Below are 17,387 nucleotides of genomic sequence, written 5' to 3'. Positions count from 1 at the left end.
GGCTTACCTTCCTAAGAGTTATGTATGCCAAGATGCTGGGCTGGCCGAGAAGCTCGGGTTCGCTGAAGTCATCAGTGACGTGCCAGATTTCTGCCCGGTCGGGGTGCCCGGAGTTGGCTATGTGTCTCCGGGGTACGTGTAGCAATAGAGCAGGCGGCTCCGATGATGAGCGGGAGAACGTGGGCGAACGGCGCCAAGCTGGGTGGCGCTATGCACTCACGCCTTCTACGAGCCCAAAGACCAGGTACCGATCGGACCCATACGCGTTTGCCAGCACGCTAACCATACTGTTAATAGCGGTTAGCACGTCGTCCGCAGTTTGCCCTACACCTAACGGGCCGGGCGCAGGGTCATAAGAGAAAACGTCGTCAGGCCAAGGGGCCAGGAAAAACTCCCTAAAGCTTGGAACGACAGCGTCTCGAACTGTTCGTAGCATGTAATCCAGCTGGTCAACAAGGTTGACAGTCCCGATGCCCGGGTAGTGATAGGCGCCTTCCAGGGCGATGATAGGACGCAAAGCGGACACCACTTCCACCTCCGCGGTCTCTGGGAAAGGGGCCGTGGGGTTTATCAGCCAGTCCCCATCGGAGAACGTTCTCAGTGTGGCTTGGATGATCCCTATGGGTAAGGGGTCAACTTTTGCAACGAGCATTGACACGGGCTCCACCGCGGCGATCAAAGGTAGGTGGAGTGAACGGTGCTTGTCGATGTTAGAGAATCGGTGAAGCATTGCGAGCGGGTGGCATTCGACTGCACCCTGCGCAGCTTTGTAGGGCTGGAAGGACTCGATCACCAGCCCGATGTCGGGGTCCACTGTCCCATTCACTCGAAGGTGCCCATGCTGTTTTGGCTGCTCGCGAATTGGGAAGGTTGTGCCTCCGGTGCCGTCGATGGGTCGATTCCCTGATGTCAGGACAAGAGCACGAGCCAAGTAGTCGAGGCTGGCTCGTAGGTTATGAAGGAAATCACCCACGAGGACGGATGCCTCATCAGGGGCGCCGTGCAAACATCTCAGTCGCGCTCCCCACCCTCCCTGGCCATCATCGAACTGTTCAAAGACCGACTCTGCCACCATCGAATTTGTGGCGGCGAATCGGGACAGGAGAGCGTCCAATTCCCTCAAATGTGATTCGGCTCGTCCGACTTTGAGTCGCACGTCGTTTGGCAAAGGTATGCGAGTCACCTGGTCATCACAGCCTCATTGTAGGGCCACTTAAGACCGGTTATGTGCCCCTCTGCTACCGAAGAAGGCCCTCACCTCATCGCGAGGTGAGAGCCTTTCCTGCGTTCAGGGGTAGGCGCGGACCAACCGAAGGTCGCTCGAAAAGCTGTCTTGGTTCTCGCATTTTCCGTTTCGTCAGGAATAGCGGATACTAAAGCGCGTGATCAACCAGACCAAGACAAGCCCGGACCTGCTGAACTCCGAGCAGCTTAAACTGATAGCTGACGCGCTAAGAACGAGCGGCGCAATGAGCCCATGCCACAGGTGCGGGTCGCAGGGGTGGAGCCTGGAAAATGGTCTTGTGGTACTGCGCCTTCACGCAGCCCAGTCGGAACTTAATCTGGGAGGTCCAGGTATCCCCACCGCGGTCGTGATATGCGTCCAATGCGGCGTCGTCAACCATCACGCGCTAGGCTCGCTGGGCCTGCTTCAACACCCAGCGTTTGGACTCTAGGCGTGAGTCCCGAATCAAGCAATAAAGCGATTTCTGTTCCGCCACGAACTGTTCCGGGGGACTTGAACCTGGTTCACCATATAGCCGAATCCGCCAATGTCGTGATGAACGTCCGCACAGACTACGTCGTGACAACTCGCGACAAGATTGAGATAGCTCTACGCCGGAAGCTCCCAGAGTTCCTTGGCCGTTCAGCGTGGGTTGCCCCTCTGACGCTCCTCATCGGCCTTATTGCGGCCATCATCACCTCAGATTTTCAAGATTTCATGGGCGTGGACGACGAGGTCTGGTCAACAGTCTTCGTTGTCGGTGCTGTACTAGCTGGGGTGTGGCTCATTAGGTCTTTCGTCCAATTTTTCAAGTCGGCGAAAATGGAGGACGTTCTCGATGCAATAGTGGCCACACATGACGTGAATGATCGTCAGCCCCTCCAAGGCGTGGCGTGGAGTGGCCCAGATGATCGGACCACATAGATCGAGTGCCACACCTACCTCTACGTGGGTCCCTTTCTCGTAGTGCAGGCTTTCCCTCGCCTGACAATCTCACCCTCCCAAGGACTGTTCGCAGCCCGCCTTGCAGAATGACGGCCCCACTGGATCCATTTCAGCAGATCCTCCGAGGCTTTGCTCTCCCCCACGGACATACCTCTGGAACGAGGGTTGCCCGCATTCCGGGCATTTCCTGTCCAAGCATTTGATCATCACCCGGCGCCTCCCGTTCCGTCTCCAACTTCGTCCGCTGGGGCGACTCCCCATTCGATGGCGTCGTGCACCTGGGTTTGGAGGCGGGCTTCGTGGTGTTCATCGGTAGTCTCGATGATTTCGGAGTCGGTAGGCTCCACGGGTACAGAATCCACGGATGGATCTATCCCCAGCATTTCCCCCTTCTCCTTCAAAAGAGAATCGAGATGATCCTTCGAGTCCCTCTCAGCAGCAAACAAGCGATCATGCACGGGGTCACTAGTCATGCCACGATGCTAACCGAAGAACCACGCATTGCAGGGTAGTTTTCTTGTCATGGATGAATTGCTCCGACAAGGTCAATGGTGGTGGCTTCTCGTACCAGTTGCCGCAGCTTTGGCTCGCTCGTTTTAGGCCGCTTGTCGCAGCTTTTCCAACCGATAAGCAAGATCCCCTGGAAGCGCGGGCGTGATGCTCGAAGCTACTCCTTCTTCGGACAATGGAAACGGCAACACTATGGTGAAACGACTTTGGAGGCCGAGTTTGGCTACCTTGTAAGACTGGTAGGTCGACAGCGCTTCTGACAAGGCCGGAGTTAGACCGTCCGAAAATTTGCTCCCGACGACGACCGTCGTAAGCGCCCGCCTGATGTCGATATGGGCCGGCAGGGCTGACCCGTTCATGATCGCAAATCGATACTCATATTCGGGCGCCCAGTCGGAGTGCTTAGTTAGAAATACGGTCTTGTGATGTTTTTCGGCATAGTGCCGGGCGACCGCATCAGTTCCATACAGCTTCAGTTGCTCACTGCTGATTGATTCCAGATACGGCGGCTGATCCTGGTTCCAATACTGCACAGGGCCATGGAAGCGAAGGGCATCCGGGCCACCTATCTTGTTAAATTCTTCCACGAGGATGGTTCGGTCGAAGCCGAGGCAAATGCCCGTCTGGCGCGCCCCATAGTGAGCCCACGACGATAGATGGCTCCAACCGCTGTTTTGCTTGGCAAATGCGTCTCTTGGAGTCCAGTCCTGGGTGAGACTGACTATCTTTGAATGAAGCCGGATGTCTCGGTCGATGTCGCCCCAAGCACCATATGCGAATTCGGATCCGAACGCCTCATCATCTGGCGGAACGGAGAAACTTGGCCTAAACGGTTCAGTCTCCCACGGGTCATTTGTTGCATGCATCGGAGAGAGCCGGAGTGTTCCGCTCGTCAAGATGTTGAAAATAGCCACTTCCGCTGATGTGTAGTGGTACAGGATGTTACTCGGCTCGTCTCCGACACTGGGGGTAGCTGGCGTGTTCCAGTCGACATTCGTTTCGGTCATTCGCCAAATCTACCGGCCCGAACCGGTCCCTCTACTCCCTGGCTTCCCCCGAAACATGGAACGCTTCCATTCGGTGCGCCTTTCTGGTTCACGGTAAGTTCGGATCAGACAACGACCATGGGGGAAATTCATGTCATCCGAGATCGCGTGGCTGGTCCTGATCGCTTCGGTTGTAACTTACATACGGTGCTTGCTCGATGCCTTCGCCAAGTCCGCCGAGTCACTGAGGGCGCACAAGGAGGACCAAGACTCGGAGGCCGCTGCTGCGGCCGCGGCACCGCCGACGGCTACAACGAGTACTATCACTGTCCTGCCGGCGAGCAAGTCAGCGAGCAAGTCCGATGGGTCGGCCAAACACACACGCAAGGACCTTCTTGAGTTCATGAGTGCAATGCTCGGGATCTCGGTGGCGCTTTTTGGGTGCATGGTCGCTGCGTATAACCTCGACGGAATCGCCTACGCCGTGCCCGTGGCATGGGGTGGCACCATACTGCTTGGGTTGGGGCTTGCGGTGTGGGCGAGTTTGCTTTTTGCTAAGTACCCTGAGGCTGCCCATGCTAGGCAGATCCCCCATCGTCAGGGGCCAAACCATGGGTAATTCAAGAAGCGTTCTGCTGGGGATACCTGGTGTTGAGCCAACCACCCGCGCCGAGCTAACGAGGCTGACGGACGGCTTCGAGCTTCGACCAGAACGTTGGGTCGAAGAACCTCAGCAGGTGAAACACCGCGTGGTTGACGGCAACGCCATCTTTGATCTATTCGAGCGCCGCGGCGTTGTTGCCGATTTTCAACCGCGCCCTCTGTGGGGCCTTGAGGGCGATCGTCCTTTCACGGTTATTGATGCCAAGATGTCGATGGTGTCCAACTTCCTGAGTCTGCCCGCACAGGTCTACAAGGCCAGCCAAGTTCTCTGGGATGTTCACATCGACGGGCCCGATAGCTTCGCCAAAGCAATCCGACTCACTTTCTCCTTACCCCGATCAGGATGGGCGAACGATGAAACGATTGAGTTGCCTGAAGGGCGACTCACTGCTTGGGCCACTGACAACAGACCAGGACTCATCTATGAGCCCTCGACCAGTCACACGGTGCACGATCTCGCTCAGCGATTCCCTACGATTCTGACTGCACTATTCAACCTCTGGACAGGATCTCAAACTAGTATCACCGCAATTCAAGTACGTATCCCGGGTAAGGGGTGGTGCCCTCTTGAAGTGCTTAATGTGGTGCCCTCACTTGACTCACATTCATTTCTGCCCCTCAATACGCTGGACCTGACTGTCGTAGGAGCTTGGTTATCAAAGTCTAAGAAACTCGGCCCAATCCCCTTCGTAGCCAACGAAGACAGAGGCGTGCTGCAGGTGGATGCGCAAATGCCCGCGACAGCGCTCGAAGGTTTACATCGACGGCTTGAGCCTGCCGCCAACCGATTTGACCCCAAGCTGTCGAACTCGAAACTTGAAAAGGCAAGGAAGCAGGCGCGTGCTGCGGCGATGCTGGCCTTGGAGGGTGCCGCAGATGCGGTAATCACCAAGACGGCCTTCAACGAAGCTTTGCTCCACGTTGATGAGCCGTCATACTCGCTTCGGCTGACGAGCCTGCTGGCTCGCGTGGAACGTGTAGCGCCTGGGCTATTAGGGCCGTCTTTCGAATCTTGGATTAATGACGCAAAGAATTTGCGAAACGTCCAAAGCCATGGACTCACGAGAGATGATGACTTCGGGGAGCACGAGATCTCCTTGTACTACGTCTTATCCGTGTCCAGTCGATGGGCGCTGAGAATACTTCTGCTCCTTCATCTTACGGACGACGAAGCCTTGATACGTTCAGCCCTTGAGGACTCGGACAAGTTCATGTTCGCCCTCGCAAATATGGACCGTGAAAGCTACTGGGAGGACTTCTCCGCATACGAGACCTTTCTCAACGCGGCATCTGTCGACTAGGCCCCGCCTTCGTCCAAGTTCCCGTCAGCGATTCGTTCGCTGACTTGTCGGTAGGCATCCTGGATGAAGACTTCGAGGTCCTGCCGCCCGATCCGCCAGACGTTACGACCCCCGATTTGGATGCCTTTGAGCTGCCCCGACTTGAGCATGGCGCGTATCTGAATCTCAGTGGTGGCCAACTCTTCCGCGACCTGCTCAATCGTCAAGAAGCGAGGGCTCGGCTTATCTTGGTCAGAAATGCCGACAACGCTACCAATTTAAGTACTGGAGAGCAGACCCCTCATCGGCGGAGTTCCCCGATGTTTTCGGCAATGGCCGCAAGCATTTTATGAAGATCCTGTTGCGCAGCCTCCAGCCCGCTCGAAACATCAATCCCTCGGTACGGGGCAGGTGGTTGGCCCATGCCTTCCGGGTCAATAGCGTATGAGTCGTGGTACTGGGGACTCGTAGGGTCGTCGCTGGTGTAGCTCAACGTCACCATGGCAGCGCCTGTCATGCCCTTCGCGTCACGCGTTCCATCTCCGAACCTCGCCTCCGGGCTGCGCAAACCCACTCTCCAGAACACTCGAAGCCTCGCCCCCGGAGGAAGCGACCGGGCCGTTGAAAACAGAGTCTTGAGACCCTTAGTTACAACGTCGTCCTTTTCAGGCCAACGGTCACTGACCATTGTGAGATTTCGAGCTGATGACCTTCCAGTATTGGTCACTAAAAGGTCCCATGTACCAATGCCTGCCAAGCCAGGGACTACCTGGGCGTAAACATACGGACGTGTCTGTTCGATGCTGTCTTGTTGCACTTGCTTGTGGGCCGCACGTGCTTGCTTAAGCGTCTCCCTGGCGACATTCCAAGCGAGGAACGCGCCGACCAAAAGACCTAATGACAAGAGTGCAGTCAAGGCCGCTGCATACGCGGCAAGCCACGCAGCATCCGCAGCAGACTGTGCAATTTCGGCCGACCTTCGGGCAAGTTCCTCTTGGTTCATATCTAATATCTTGCCTGAATAGAGGGACCCTTGAGAGCCGATCCGCTTTACTCCCTGCAGGGTTAGCGCGTGTAGGGCTTCCAGCCGTCAAGGACGGTGATGAGCGGCCTTATCTCCCCGTTCGCCTGAGTTATTGCGGCGTCGCATGCTTCGCTCTGTTTGTCCTCGCATGCGGTCGGCGCTGGGTTCTTTGCCAGAACGTCCAGGTTCGTGAGTGTCCGCGCTACAAGACTCTGCACTTCCGCCGGCGGAGTGGGAAGCTTCCGGATCTGCGCGGCAGCTTGTTTCGCCGTCAAGACCACGACGCTCACCGAGTATCCACAGGTGGTGCGCTTGACCGAATCGATGGCTGTCTTACCGATGGATGCCAAGGCGCAATCGACAATGTTGTCTTCGTAGTCGCGCCAGTCTGCCTCCCGCTCGGTGATAATGCTCGCGAACTGAGCGACAGTGGCGGTCGGGGTTGGCGATGGTGTGGGTGTAACCGTCGCAGTGGTAGATGTGACCGGCGCGGGTTCACTGCCGGTGGACGAGCATCCCGTCAGACCGAGAGACACAAGTAGGATAAGCCCCCAAATTTTCCTCATGCAGCGAATATTAACCGGAGCAGCCACCAATTAAAAGAGAGGCAAACCAACTTCACGGCAGACTGTCGGTGCCAGCGTGTACGTTTCGGGGCATGGCGAAGTTTGACCCTGAGGGTTTCGACAAGATGATGGCAGAGCTGAACACGGAAGACAGGGACAGTGTAATAGTCCGGTCAGCTCTGGAAGATTTTGAGCCCGATTTTGATTACATCCCTACAACCGGTGGGGTAATCCGTGGCACTGCTCCGAAGTAGTCTTTGGTGCTTCTTGGTAGTTGATCCCTAGTTCGAATAGTCAAGTCGATTCTGCGGTTGTCATTGGAGGCCAGGCAGCGCCTACTGTCTCCACCATGATAATGATGACGAACGAAAACAAACCGCCACTGCCGCCGATGTACACGCTTATGGAGGTGGCTGACATGTTCAAGATCAGCCGCTCTACGGTGTTCCGGCTTAAGAAGTCCCAGGACTGGCCTCACCATCAGTTCGGCTCGGAGATCCGATTCTCCCAGGAGGATGTCGAGGCAATCCGAGCCAAGAATCAAAAACCTCAGCCGCGTGCACCCCGTCAACGCGCTCCCAGGATTCCCAAGCGGGGCGAGGCCCCGCGCATCCCCAAGAGGACCTGAACACACCAGGCCCTCAGTCCGCAGAAAGTCCGCAAGAAGTCCGAAAGGTTCCTAAATCAGCCAATCACAGACAACGGAAGATCCGCGGAAACTAGCGGATAAATGGGCCTCACTGAGTTGGCCAACCACCATTGTTTAGTTCGAGCTCTACTACGGCGTATAAGCCCTGGGTACAGACAAAAAAGGCCAGCCCCAATCCGCAAGGATCGGGGCTGGCCTTTTGTTATGCGCAGGTATTACTCGGACTTTCCCTGCTCGCGATCCCTGATGTTCCTGGTGATCTCGTCCAGCTTGTCTTTGACGAAGCTTGCCGCCTCGGAGAGGCCCTTTTCGGCACTGCCAAGGGGATCCAGCTGCAGGTACACCTTGTGGTCGACCGTCAGGTCGTATTCATCCTTGAGATGGGTCCCACCGCCAACGCCGTCAAGGGACAGGTAGACAAGGGCCTCAGTCCGGGCAATGCCGGCAATGGTGCCGAAGACAACCGTGAAGTCATTGGGCTGAAAGCTTACAGATTGACCCACGTGGCGCCGATCGAGTTCTCCGGCAGGAATGGCCCTTTCAGTCGGGCTTCCGTTGTATTCCATGGACTTTCCCTCCGATTCGAGATCAGTGACAGCTAAAGTCTATAAGGATACTTAGTGTTGCGTGCAACGCGTGACACTAACCCGGCGGTACATCAGGCGCTTTGCCTCAGGAAAAGGACTTGAACATTGTCCTCTGAGGCCCGGACCTCCCACCCAGGTACCGTCCCGAATCTACGAAGCCGGCCTTCGCGTAGGCGCCCAGCCCTGCCGGATTGCGCTCATTGACAGAAAGCACGACGCCGGACTGGTCACCTTCGTACCTGACAGTCAGTTTTCGTGCCTCTTCCACCGCGGAGGCAGCGGCCAAACTTCCGAGTCCCCGCCCCTGGTTCCGCGCGTCGATGAGGAAGCCGCGAAGAAGCCATACCGAATCGTCATCCGGCCAGCCAGCCAGGGTGGCCGCACCGGCCTGCAGGGTCAGGACGCCCACAGCGACTCCCCCGGACTCGATCACGTACGGCAGGCGCGATTCCTCTTCCAGCGCTATCAGCATCATCCGCAAGGGATCCCCGACGAACGAGCGCTGGTTCTCCTCCACAGCCAGCTCCGCCACCGCCCCCAACTGGATGGCCCGAGCGTCGTCGTCGAGCATTTTGAGGGAAATCAGCCAGACATCGCGCTCAAGCACTTCCGCCTCCTCCGCTGGGCCTAGTTGGCGTAGAACATCTTCTCGAACACGGCCCTCGCCCTGCGGCTCAGCCGGAGGTAGTCCTCCTCGAAGTGGCCCGCGTTCCCGGGCGGATAGCCACACCACCGCGCCACAGCTTCGAGGTCCTTGCGGGACGAAGGCAGGACATCGGAGGCCCGCCCGGTCACGATCACGTTGGCAGAGCGGATACGGCTGGCCAGTCGCCACGCCTCACGCAGCAGCGCGGCGTCCTCTTGGGCAATGAAACCGAGCTCCTCCGCCGAAGCAAGAGCCTCCAAAGTGGAGCTTGTCCGCAGCCCAGGATGCTTCCCCGCATGCTGCAGCTGGATCAGCTGCACCAGCCATTCGACGTCGCTGAGACCGCCACGGCCAAGCTTGACGTGCCTGGCAGGATCCGCGCCCCGGGGCAGTCGCTCCGACTCAACCCGGGCCTTGATCCGCCTGATTTCCCGGACATCCTGCTCCTTGAGCTCGTCGGGGTAACGGATGGGATCGATCAGCTCGACGAAATCTGCGGCCAACTCATCCGATCCGGCCATCGGGCGTGCGCGCAGCAGCGCCTGCGCCTCCCAAATCAAGGACCATCGGCGATAGTACTCCGCATACGAGTCCAAAGACCGGACCATGGCACCGTTCTTGCCCTCCGGCCGGAGGTCGGCATCGACCATGAGTACCCGCTCGGCCATGATCGCCGGCTTGAGCGGCTGGGTGAGGAAGCTGGAGATCTTGGCGACGATCGCCGTCGCCTGTTCCTGCGCCTCGGCGTCACTGAAGCCTGGGCGGGCACGGTGAACGTACATGACATCGGCGTCAGAGCCGTAGCCGATCTCGCGGCCGCCCTGCCTCCCCATGGCCACCACCAGGACGTCGGTTTTCAGCGGTCCTGAGTCAGCGACCACCCCCTCAGCCACATGCAACGCGCCCAGCACAGCGGCCCGGTCAGTCTCAGCCAACGCCAAGCCGACCGCGTCCTGGTCCAGGAGCCCGGCGCTGTCGGCAATGGCGGTCCTCAGGATCTCCCGCCGCCTGATCAAGCGGATGAGCCTCATGGCATTCTCCGGGTCAGGGTGCCGGGAAAGCTTGGACTGGATCTCCTGCCACTGTGCCTCGAAACGTACCGGTGCCAGCTCCTTGTCACTGCCCAGCCACGCCACGGACTCCGGGGACACTTCCAACAGGTCCGAGATCAAGCGGGAGTTGGCCAGGACCTGGCACAGGCGTTCAGCCGCAGCCTGGGAATCACGGAGCAGGCCCAAATACCAATGCGTCGTGCCAAGGGCTTCGCTGACCCGCCGGAATGCAAGCAGGCCGGCATCCGGGTCCACGCCCTCGGCAAGCCAACCCAAAAGGATAGGCAGCAGCTGCCGTTGCAGTGCCGCACGGCGACTGACGCCGGCAGTCAGGGCCTCAATATGCCGCAAGGCGCCTTGGGGATCGAGGTAGCCGAGGGCCGCAAGGCGCCCCTGGGCCGCCTCGGGACTGAGCTTTGCCTCTTCGCTGCTCAGTTTGGCAGCAGTATTGAGCAGCGGACGGTAGAAGATCCGCTCATGGAGTTCGCGCACGGATTTCTTGGTCTTTTGCCATGCAGCCATCAGTTGGTCCGGATGGGGGCGTTCCAGGGCAAAGGGACCAAGGACCGCTTTCGCCAGGAACCGCTGGGCATCCTCAGCCACGGGCATGAGGTGGGTGCGTCGAAGCTGGAACAGCTGGATCCGGTGTTCCAGCAGGCGGAGGTAGCGGTAGGCATTGTCGAAGGCGGCAGCGTCGGAGCGCCCAATGTAGCCGCCGGCCGACAACGCAGCGATCGCCGACGTCGTGTCCTTGCACCGAAGGGATTCATCGGACTTTCCATGAACCAACTGCAGCAATTGGACGGTGAACTCGACGTCCCGGAGCCCACCACGTCCCAGTTTGATCTGGCGCTGTTCCTCGGACGCAGGAATGTGGTCCGTCACCCGACGGCGCATTGCCTGGACGGACTCCACAAAGCCTTCACGGCCTGCCGAAGACCAAACCAGCGGCTCCACCGCCTTTTCATAACGCTGACCAAGTTCGCGGTCCCCGGCGATGGTCCTCGCCTTCAGCAGCGCCTGGAATTCCCAGCTTTCGGCCCACCGCGCGTAGTAGCTCAGGTGCGAAGGCAGCGTGCGGACAAGCGGCCCTGATTTTCCTTCCGGGCGGAGATTGGCATCCACCTCCCACAGCCCCGGTTCCGGGGCAGAGGAGGAAATCGCCCGGGAAATACCCGACGCGAGGGCCGTGCCGATGGTGGAGGCCCGCGCATCCTCCAGCTCTTCGGACTCGATGACGTAGATGACATCGACGTCGGAAATGTAATTCAGTTCGCGGGCACCGCATTTGCCCATGCCGATGACGGCCAGACCGACGTCGGCAATCTCGTCCGCGCCATAGTGGCCTGCAGCTTCGGCACGGGACACAGCCAAGGCAGCCTCGATGGCAGCCCCGGCAAGGTCGGCCAGCTCAGCACCGGCCGCAGGCATGAAGTCCTGGGGCGATGCCGCGCAAAGGTCCTTGATGGCCAGCTCGGTGAGTCCCCGGCGGTAGGCCGTCCGCAAGGCAGCGTACGCGGGCTGCCCGGTGATGCCTGCCACCGGCCGGTGGGCTCCGGGCTCTGCTTGCACGGAGCGAAGCAGCATGGCGCGAAGCTCGTCGCTGGAGGCCTGCATCGGCTCAGGACTGACACGGGTGTCAAAGACATCAAGGTGCTCGGGCCGGCGCATCAGGAACTCCCCCAGCGCTTCGGACGCTCCCAGCAACCGGTAAAGGGGCTCGCAGGTATCCGGATCCGCAGCGGCCAGCTTCTTCAGGCCGGGGTTCTTCTCAATGAGCCGGACCAATGACTGCAGGGCAGTATCGGGGCTGGCCGCCATGGAGAGCCCGGCAAACAACGCGTCTTCGTCGATGCCCTCAAGTTCGGGGGCAGCGAGGAAGCGCTCCCCTTTCCCGAGGTCACTGAAGCCGGCTGAGATGAGCCGTCGTGCAAGGCTCACTGTCCCTGCCTAGAGGATGCCGAGATTGCGCTGCAACTCATACGGCGTGACCTGGAGCCTGTAGTCCTGCCACTCGGCGCGCTTGTTGCGGAGGAAGTGCTCGAAGACCTGCTCGCCGAGGATCTCCGCCACCAGTTCGGATTCCTCCATGGCTCGGATGGCGTCGTGAAGGCTGGCCGGCAAGGGCGCGTGCCCCATTGCCTTGCGCTCCGCGGTGGTCAGCGACCATACGTCGTCCTCTGCGGCGGCGGGAAGTTCATAGCCTTCCTCGATGCCCTTCAAACCGGCCCCGAGCAACACGGCGTAGGCCAGATACGGGTTGGTGGCCGAGTCGATGCCCCTGTACTCGATGCGCGCCGATTGGCCCTTGCCGGGCTTGTACAGCGGAACGCGTACCAGTGCAGAGCGGTTGTTGTGGCCCCAGCTCAGGTAGCTCGGCGCTTCGCCGCCGCCCCAGAGCCGCTTGTAGGAATTCACGAACTGGTTGGTGACAGCGGTGAACTCCGGAGCGTGCTTGAGGATGCCGGCAATGAACTGGCGCGCCGTCTTGGACAGCTGGAACTCGGCGCCCGCTTCGAAGAATGCGTTGGTGTCGCCTTCGAACAGCGAAAAGTGGGTGTGCATGCCGGAACCGGGGTGGTCGGTGAACGGTTTGGGCATGAACGTTGCGTACGTTCCCTGCTGGAGGGCAACTTCCTTGATGACGGTACGGAAGGTCATGATGTTGTCCGCCGTCTGAAGCGCGTCCGCATACCGGAGGTCGATTTCGTTCTGGCCAGGGCCGCCTTCGTGGTGGCTGAACTCCACGGAGATACCCACGGATTCGAGCATGGTGACTGCCGTGCGGCGGAAGTCCTGTGCAACTCCACCGGGGACGTGGTCGAAATAGCCGCCCTCGTCCACGGGTACCGGCGAGCCGTCCGGGCCGAGGTCCTTGGACTTCAGCAGGTAGAACTCGATCTCCGGGTGGGTGTAGCAGGTGAACCCCATGTCCGCGGCCTTGGCCAGGGTCCTCTTGAGGACGTTGCGGGGATCGGCGGCTGACGGTTCGCCATCCGGCGTCAGGATGTCACAGAACATCCTTGAGGTTTGTTCGGTATCCCCGCGCCAAGGCAGGATCTGGAACGTGGAGGGATCCGGCTGCGCCAGCATGTCGGATTCGAACACGCGTGCCAGGCCTTCAATCGCGGAACCATCAAAGCCAAGGCCCTCTTCAAAGGCGCCTTCGACTTCGGCAGGCGCAAGCGCCACCGATTTAAGTGAACCCACGACGTCGGTGAACCACAAGCGTACGAAGCGCACGTCACGCTCTTCGATTGTCCGCAGAACGAACTCTTGCTGGCGGTCCATAGGGCCTCTTTTCCGATTCGGTGTCCATGCCGCTGGTTTCAAGGATCAGAAGCCACGGCAGCTCAGCCTTCACTCTACTAAGAGTTCCCTGCTAATGCCGCAGCAGTAGCTGCGCGTAACACACCGTTTACATAAGGTGACGCTGGGCACACTGGTGGCAGCCGCCGTCGGCACCGCTTAGGCTCTATCCATGGCCCCGAGCAACCTCCCTGAGTCCACCACGCCCGCCGAAGTTCCCGCCCCCTACGGCAGCGGTCCAGGAACGGGCGCACCGACGCCACCAGCGGCGGGCAGGAAGCCGGTCAGCCGTATACGGATCCACCACCTCCAGCAGGCCAAGGACAACGGCGAACGCTTCGCCATGCTGACCGCCTATGAGCAGTACACCGCAGAGATTTTCGACCAGGCCGGAATCGAAGTCCTGCTGGTTGGGGATTCCGCTTCCAACAATGTTTTCGGCAATGAAACCAGTCTTCCCGTCACTGTGGATGAGCTTCTTCCCCTGACACGGGCAGTGAGCCGCGCAGCCAAGAGGGCATTGGTCGTCGCGGACCTGCCCTTCGGCAGCTACGAAGTCTCCCCCGGCCAGGCAGTGGCCACGGGAGTGCGCTTCCTGAAGGAAGGCTTGGCACACGCAGTCAAAATCGAGGGCACCGCGTACTACGCGGACACAGTCAAAGCCATGGTGCAGGCGGGCATCCCCGTCATGGCACACATCGGCTTCACTCCCCAAAGCGAGCACTCGCTGGGCGGCTACCGCGTACAGGGCCGAGGGGATGACGCACAGCGGCTTGTGGACGACGCCCTGGCACTGCAGGATGCAGGAGCCTTCAGCGTCCTGATGGAAATGGTCCCTGCGGAAACGGCCGCAACGGTGGACGCCGCGTTGCGGGTTCCAACGGTGGGTATCGGCGCAGGCGCCCGCACCACCGGCCAGGTCCTCGTATGGCAGGACATGGCCGGACTCCGGGGCGGCAAGATGGCCAAGTTCGTCAAGCAGTACGCAGATCTGCGTACTACCTTGACCGACGCTGCTGCAGCCTTTGGCGAGGACGTCCGGTCCGGACAGTTCCCCGGACCGGAACACTCCTTCTAGGCGGGCCTTGGCTAATCGTCGTCCTGGGCATCCCAGGCGTCGTTGCGGGCTTTGACCTTTTCCAAAGCGTGTTCGGCTTCCTGCCGGGTCTTATAGGGGCCAATCAGCTGGGTCCAATCGGACATGGCGTCCTCTTCGATCTCATGCGTCTTGACGTTGTACCAGTACTCCGTCACGTCTCCTCCTCCTGGCTCGGGCCGTCTAGCGCGTAACGTTGGCGCAGCCACGGGGACCTCGCCGCACATTGTTACTTACGTCTCTTGCGTGCCTTATATGATCAATCTATGCCTTCTCTTGCTTCGACTGCACCCATTGGCGCCCTCACCCCGGGAACCATCAGCCCTGAACGCCCAGTGCCCGCCTCGATTCCCCGGCCGGAGTACGTCGGCAAGAAGGCGCCGGCGAAGTTCACGGGTTCCGAAGTAAAGTCGCCGGAGACGGTCGAGAAGATCCGGGTGGCAAGCAAGATTGCCGCCCAAGCGATCGTTGAAGTAGGCAAGCACATCCAACCGGGCGTAACCACCGATCAACTGGACAAGGTCGGCCACGAATTCCTTCTGGATCACCATGCCTACCCCTCCACTCTGGGGTACCGGGGCTTTCCAAAATCCCTCTGTTCCTCCCTCAACGAGGTAATTTGCCACGGCATCCCGGATTCCACTGTGGTCCAGGACGGCGACATCTTGAACATCGACATCACCGCCTTTATTGGCGGTGTTCATGGGGATACCAACTACACTTTCCTGGTTGGCGACGTGGACGAGGAGTCCCGTCTGCTGGTTGAGCGTACGCAGGAGTCGCTCAACCGGGCCATCAAGGCCGTGGCCCCGGGCCGCGAAATCAACGTAATCGGCCGTGCGATCCAGTCCTACGCCAAGCGCTTCGGCTACGGCGTGGTGCGGGACTTCACCGGCCACGGCGTGGGCGAGGCCTTCCATACGGGCCTCATCATTCCGCATTACGACGCAGCCCCGGCGTACAACACCGTGATCGAGACGGGCATGGTGTTCACCATCGAACCCATGCTGACGCTCGGCACCATCGAATGGGACATGTGGGCCGATGACTGGACCGTCGTCACCCGGGACCACAAACGAACAGCCCAATTCGAGCACACGCTGCTGGTCACCGAGACCGGCGCGGAAGTCCTGACCCTTCCCTGAGCTCTTCGGAAGGTCCACGCAGCCCGGCCGGCTGTGCCTTGCCCATCCCCTCCTGCCATGATCGGAATTGCATTGTCCAAAAAGGATGAGAAAACCCACAAGAACGCACCGCTGATCGGTATCGACATCGGCGGTACCGGCATCAAAGGCGGCATCGTCGACCTCAAGAAGGGCAAACTGATCGGTGACCGCTTCCGCGTTCCCACACCGCAACCGGCTACGCCTGAAGCCGTGGCCGACGTCGTCGCCGAGATCGTCGAGGAACTGTCCAAGCGACCCGACGCCCCGGCAGCGGATTCCCCGGTAGGCGTGACTTTTCCCGGCATCATCCAGCACGGCGTGGTCCACTCCGCAGCCAATGTGGACAAGTCCTGGCTCGAGACCGACATCGACAAGAAGTTCACCCACCGCCTGGGCCGCCCGGTTGAGGTCATCAACGACGCCGACGCGGCAGGCCTCGCGGAAGCACGCTATGGCGCTGGCGAAGGTGTTGACGGGACCGTCCTGGTGATCACCCTGGGCACCGGCATCGGCTCAGCATTCATCTTCAACGGCCAGTTGGTTCCCAATGCCGAACTTGGCCACCTTGAAGTGGACGGACACGACGCCGAGACCAAGGCTTCGGCAGTGGCCCGCGAACGCGATGGCCTCAGCTGGGACGAATACGGCGTCCTGCTCAACCGCTACCTCCAGCACGTGGAATTCCTGTTCTCCCCTGAGCTTTTCATCGTGGGCGGCGGCATCTCCAAGCGCTCAGACGAGTACTTCCCCCACCTCGAGCTCCGCACCAAGATCGTGACCGCAAAATTGAAGAACGACGCCGGCATCGTTGGAGCGGCCCTCGAAGTAGCGCTGCACCACAAGCTCGCCAAGTAAACCCCGCATGGCCGAAGACATGGGCAAAAGCGGCAAAGTCGCCATCATCACCGGGGCAAGCCGCGGGATCGGTGCCGCCGTTGCCCAGGCGGCGGCGTTGGCGGGCTACGTGGTCGTCGTCAATTACTCTTCGGACGCCAAGGGCGCTGATTCCGTCGTCAAGGGCATCCGTGCCCGCGGCGGGAGCGCCTATCAGGTACAGGCGGACGTCAGCCAGCCCGCCGACGTCGAGCGCTTGTTCAAGGAAGCGGCACGCTGGGGTACGGTGACCGCCGTCATCAACAACGCGGCCATTACGGGCGACCTCATTGGTCCCCTGGTGGACGTACCCGCAATGACAGTTCAGCGGGTATGCGACGTCAACGTGGCAGGCATGATCTACATGTGCCAGGAAGCCGTGCGGCAGCTTTCGGTGGATTCCGGTGGTCCAGGTGGTTCCATCGTCAACGTCTCCTCCACGGCCACCAAAGCCGGCTCCCCCGGCACCTGGGTGCACTATGCCGCGACCAAGGGTGCTGTGGACGTACTGACGGTGGGCCTCGCCGCCGAAGTCGCCAAGCAAGGCATCCGGGTCAACGCAGTGGCCCCGGGAAGCACCAATACCGGATTGCACGCGGCAGCCGGCATGCCGGACAGGGTGGAACGGCTCAACCCTACGATTCCCATGGGCCGTGCGGCCGAACCGGAAGAAGTAGCGGCAGCGGTGATGTGGCTGATGTCCAGCGAGGCGGCCTACATCACCGGCGCGGTGCTCCCGGTCTCCGGCGGCCGCTGATCAAGCCATGCTGTGGTGCCGGTGGCGGCTGCGGCTTCCCCTCCGCGGCCGCC

The 17,387-nt window shown here is 60.2% G+C and carries 19 protein-coding genes; 8 read left to right on the top strand and 11 right to left on the bottom strand.

Going from position 1 to position 17,387, the window contains the following annotated elements; translation table 11 throughout:
• Positions 1–208 precede the first annotated feature (208 nt).
• Positions 209–814 carry a hypothetical protein gene (locus AB0N72_RS00415; RefSeq protein ID WP_363931322.1) on the bottom strand — a complete coding sequence of 202 codons (606 nt, stop codon included), beginning with the start codon at positions 812–814 and terminating at the stop codon, positions 209–211.
• Between the two features lie 864 nt (positions 815–1,678).
• On the opposite strand from AB0N72_RS00415, the gene AB0N72_RS00410 reads away from it, so the two are divergent.
• Entirely contained in the window at positions 1,679–2,149 is a 471-nt protein-coding gene (locus tag AB0N72_RS00410) for a hypothetical protein (RefSeq protein ID WP_363931321.1), read from the top strand.
• Positions 2,150–2,376: 227 nt separating this feature from the next.
• Here AB0N72_RS00410 and AB0N72_RS00405 read toward each other — a convergent pair whose 3' ends face one another.
• Both AB0N72_RS00405 and AB0N72_RS00400 read right to left on the bottom strand, forming a co-directional pair.
• Positions 2,377–2,643: a hypothetical protein gene (locus AB0N72_RS00405; protein WP_363931320.1), complete on the bottom strand. Its 267-nt coding sequence runs from the start codon at positions 2,641–2,643 to the stop codon at positions 2,377–2,379.
• Positions 2,644–2,766: 123 nt separating this feature from the next.
• Positions 2,767–3,687, bottom strand: coding sequence for a DUF2971 domain-containing protein (locus AB0N72_RS00400; RefSeq protein ID WP_363931319.1), 921 nt, complete (start codon positions 3,685–3,687; stop codon positions 2,767–2,769).
• 130 nt (positions 3,688–3,817) lie between these two features.
• On the opposite strand from AB0N72_RS00400, the gene AB0N72_RS00395 reads away from it, so the two are divergent.
• Both AB0N72_RS00395 and AB0N72_RS00390 read left to right on the top strand, forming a co-directional pair.
• On the top strand, positions 3,818–4,285 hold the full coding sequence (locus AB0N72_RS00395; protein WP_363931318.1) for a hypothetical protein: 468 nt from the start codon (positions 3,818–3,820) through the stop codon (positions 4,283–4,285).
• Complete coding sequence (locus tag AB0N72_RS00390; RefSeq protein WP_363931317.1) at positions 4,278–5,630, top strand: HEPN domain-containing protein; 1,353 nt, start codon at positions 4,278–4,280, stop codon at positions 5,628–5,630. The genes AB0N72_RS00395 and AB0N72_RS00390 overlap by 8 nt, the downstream gene beginning before the upstream one ends.
• Here AB0N72_RS00390 and AB0N72_RS00385 read toward each other — a convergent pair.
• The 3 genes from AB0N72_RS00385 to AB0N72_RS00375 form a co-directional block, all read right to left on the bottom strand.
• A complete protein-coding gene (locus tag AB0N72_RS00385; RefSeq protein ID WP_363931316.1) occupies positions 5,627–5,836 on the bottom strand; it encodes a helix-turn-helix domain-containing protein in 210 nt (69 codons plus the stop codon). The genes AB0N72_RS00390 and AB0N72_RS00385 overlap by 4 nt on opposite strands.
• 74 nt (positions 5,837–5,910) lie before the next feature.
• Positions 5,911–6,612, bottom strand: a complete 702-nt coding sequence (locus AB0N72_RS00380) for a hypothetical protein (RefSeq protein WP_363931315.1) — start codon at positions 6,610–6,612, stop codon at positions 5,911–5,913.
• Positions 6,613–6,674: 62 nt separating this feature from the next.
• Positions 6,675–7,199 carry a hypothetical protein gene (locus tag AB0N72_RS00375; protein ID WP_363931314.1) on the bottom strand — a complete coding sequence of 175 codons (525 nt, stop codon included), beginning with the start codon at positions 7,197–7,199 and terminating at the stop codon, positions 6,675–6,677.
• 349 nt (positions 7,200–7,548) lie between these two features.
• Here AB0N72_RS00375 and AB0N72_RS00370 point away from each other — a divergent pair, with 349 nt between their 5' ends.
• Complete coding sequence (locus tag AB0N72_RS00370; RefSeq protein WP_363931313.1) at positions 7,549–7,827, top strand: helix-turn-helix domain-containing protein; 279 nt, start codon at positions 7,549–7,551, stop codon at positions 7,825–7,827.
• Between the two features lie 236 nt (positions 7,828–8,063).
• Here the strand turns inward: AB0N72_RS00370 and AB0N72_RS00365 are convergent, their stop codons facing one another.
• The 4 genes from AB0N72_RS00365 to glnA form a co-directional block, all read right to left on the bottom strand.
• Positions 8,064–8,414: a hypothetical protein gene (locus AB0N72_RS00365; RefSeq protein WP_363931312.1), complete on the bottom strand. Its 351-nt coding sequence runs from the start codon at positions 8,412–8,414 to the stop codon at positions 8,064–8,066.
• A gap of 106 nt (positions 8,415–8,520) precedes the next feature.
• On the bottom strand, positions 8,521–9,006 hold the full coding sequence (locus AB0N72_RS00360) for a GNAT family N-acetyltransferase (protein ID WP_363931651.1): 486 nt from the start codon (positions 9,004–9,006) through the stop codon (positions 8,521–8,523).
• A gap of 56 nt (positions 9,007–9,062) precedes the next feature.
• Positions 9,063–12,074, bottom strand: a complete 3,012-nt coding sequence (locus tag AB0N72_RS00355; RefSeq protein WP_363931311.1) for a bifunctional [glutamine synthetase] adenylyltransferase/[glutamine synthetase]-adenylyl-L-tyrosine phosphorylase — start codon at positions 12,072–12,074, stop codon at positions 9,063–9,065.
• Positions 12,075–12,083: 9 nt separating this feature from the next.
• On the bottom strand, positions 12,084–13,424 hold the full coding sequence (gene glnA / locus AB0N72_RS00350) for a type I glutamate--ammonia ligase (RefSeq protein ID WP_363931310.1): 1,341 nt from the start codon (positions 13,422–13,424) through the stop codon (positions 12,084–12,086).
• 190 nt (positions 13,425–13,614) lie between these two features.
• On the opposite strand from glnA, the gene panB reads away from it, so the two are divergent.
• Positions 13,615–14,520, top strand: coding sequence for a 3-methyl-2-oxobutanoate hydroxymethyltransferase (gene panB / locus AB0N72_RS00345; protein ID WP_363931309.1), 906 nt, complete (start codon positions 13,615–13,617; stop codon positions 14,518–14,520).
• 11 nt (positions 14,521–14,531) lie between these two features.
• Here panB and AB0N72_RS00340 read toward each other — a convergent pair whose 3' ends face one another.
• Positions 14,532–14,696 carry an SPOR domain-containing protein gene (locus AB0N72_RS00340; protein WP_144662557.1) on the bottom strand — a complete coding sequence of 55 codons (165 nt, stop codon included), beginning with the start codon at positions 14,694–14,696 and terminating at the stop codon, positions 14,532–14,534.
• A gap of 108 nt (positions 14,697–14,804) precedes the next feature.
• Here AB0N72_RS00340 and map point away from each other — a divergent pair, with 108 nt between their 5' ends.
• The 3 genes from map to AB0N72_RS00325 all read left to right on the top strand — a co-directional run bounded on the left by map (position 14,805) and on the right by AB0N72_RS00325 (position 17,334).
• Positions 14,805–15,683, top strand: a complete 879-nt coding sequence (map, locus tag AB0N72_RS00335) for a type I methionyl aminopeptidase (RefSeq protein ID WP_363931308.1) — start codon at positions 14,805–14,807, stop codon at positions 15,681–15,683.
• Positions 15,684–15,755: 72 nt separating this feature from the next.
• A complete protein-coding gene (gene ppgK, locus AB0N72_RS00330; protein WP_363931649.1) occupies positions 15,756–16,559 on the top strand; it encodes a polyphosphate--glucose phosphotransferase in 804 nt (267 codons plus the stop codon).
• 7 nt (positions 16,560–16,566) lie between these two features.
• Positions 16,567–17,334, top strand: coding sequence for an SDR family oxidoreductase (locus AB0N72_RS00325; RefSeq protein ID WP_363931307.1), 768 nt, complete (start codon positions 16,567–16,569; stop codon positions 17,332–17,334).
• Positions 17,335–17,387: the final 53 nt, after the last annotated feature.

Source organism: Paenarthrobacter sp. NPDC089307 (assembly GCF_040685055.1).
Taxonomy (GTDB): domain Bacteria; phylum Actinomycetota; class Actinomycetes; order Actinomycetales; family Micrococcaceae; genus Arthrobacter.
The sequence above is the reverse complement of the archived record's forward strand: the minus strand, read 5'-3'. Positions and strand labels throughout refer to the sequence as shown.

Excerpts from the sequence above, each read along its gene's own strand:
- AB0N72_RS00405 (WP_363931320.1), bottom strand. The coding sequence starts at position 2,643 with ATGACTAGTGACCCCGTGCATGATCGCTTGTTTGCTGCTGAGAGGGAC.
- AB0N72_RS00400 (WP_363931319.1), bottom strand. The coding sequence starts at position 3,687 with ATGACCGAAACGAATGTCGACTGGAACACGCCAGCTACCCCCAGTGTC.
- AB0N72_RS00395 (WP_363931318.1), top strand. The coding sequence starts at position 3,818 with ATGTCATCCGAGATCGCGTGGCTGGTCCTGATCGCTTCGGTTGTAACT.
- AB0N72_RS00390 (WP_363931317.1), top strand. The coding sequence starts at position 4,278 with ATGGGTAATTCAAGAAGCGTTCTGCTGGGGATACCTGGTGTTGAGCCA.
- AB0N72_RS00380 (WP_363931315.1), bottom strand. The coding sequence starts at position 6,612 with ATGAACCAAGAGGAACTTGCCCGAAGGTCGGCCGAAATTGCACAGTCT.
- AB0N72_RS00375 (WP_363931314.1), bottom strand. The coding sequence starts at position 7,199 with ATGAGGAAAATTTGGGGGCTTATCCTACTTGTGTCTCTCGGTCTGACG.
- AB0N72_RS00370 (WP_363931313.1), top strand. The coding sequence starts at position 7,549 with ATGATAATGATGACGAACGAAAACAAACCGCCACTGCCGCCGATGTAC.
- AB0N72_RS00365 (WP_363931312.1), bottom strand. The coding sequence starts at position 8,414 with ATGGAATACAACGGAAGCCCGACTGAAAGGGCCATTCCTGCCGGAGAA.
- AB0N72_RS00360 (WP_363931651.1), bottom strand. The coding sequence starts at position 9,006 with ATGCTCGACGACGACGCTCGGGCCATCCAGTTGGGGGCGGTGGCGGAG.
- glnA (WP_363931310.1), bottom strand. The coding sequence starts at position 13,424 with ATGGACCGCCAGCAAGAGTTCGTTCTGCGGACAATCGAAGAGCGTGAC.
- panB (WP_363931309.1), top strand. The coding sequence starts at position 13,615 with ATGGCCCCGAGCAACCTCCCTGAGTCCACCACGCCCGCCGAAGTTCCC.
- map (WP_363931308.1), top strand. The coding sequence starts at position 14,805 with ATGCCTTCTCTTGCTTCGACTGCACCCATTGGCGCCCTCACCCCGGGA.
- AB0N72_RS00325 (WP_363931307.1), top strand. The coding sequence starts at position 16,567 with ATGGCCGAAGACATGGGCAAAAGCGGCAAAGTCGCCATCATCACCGGG.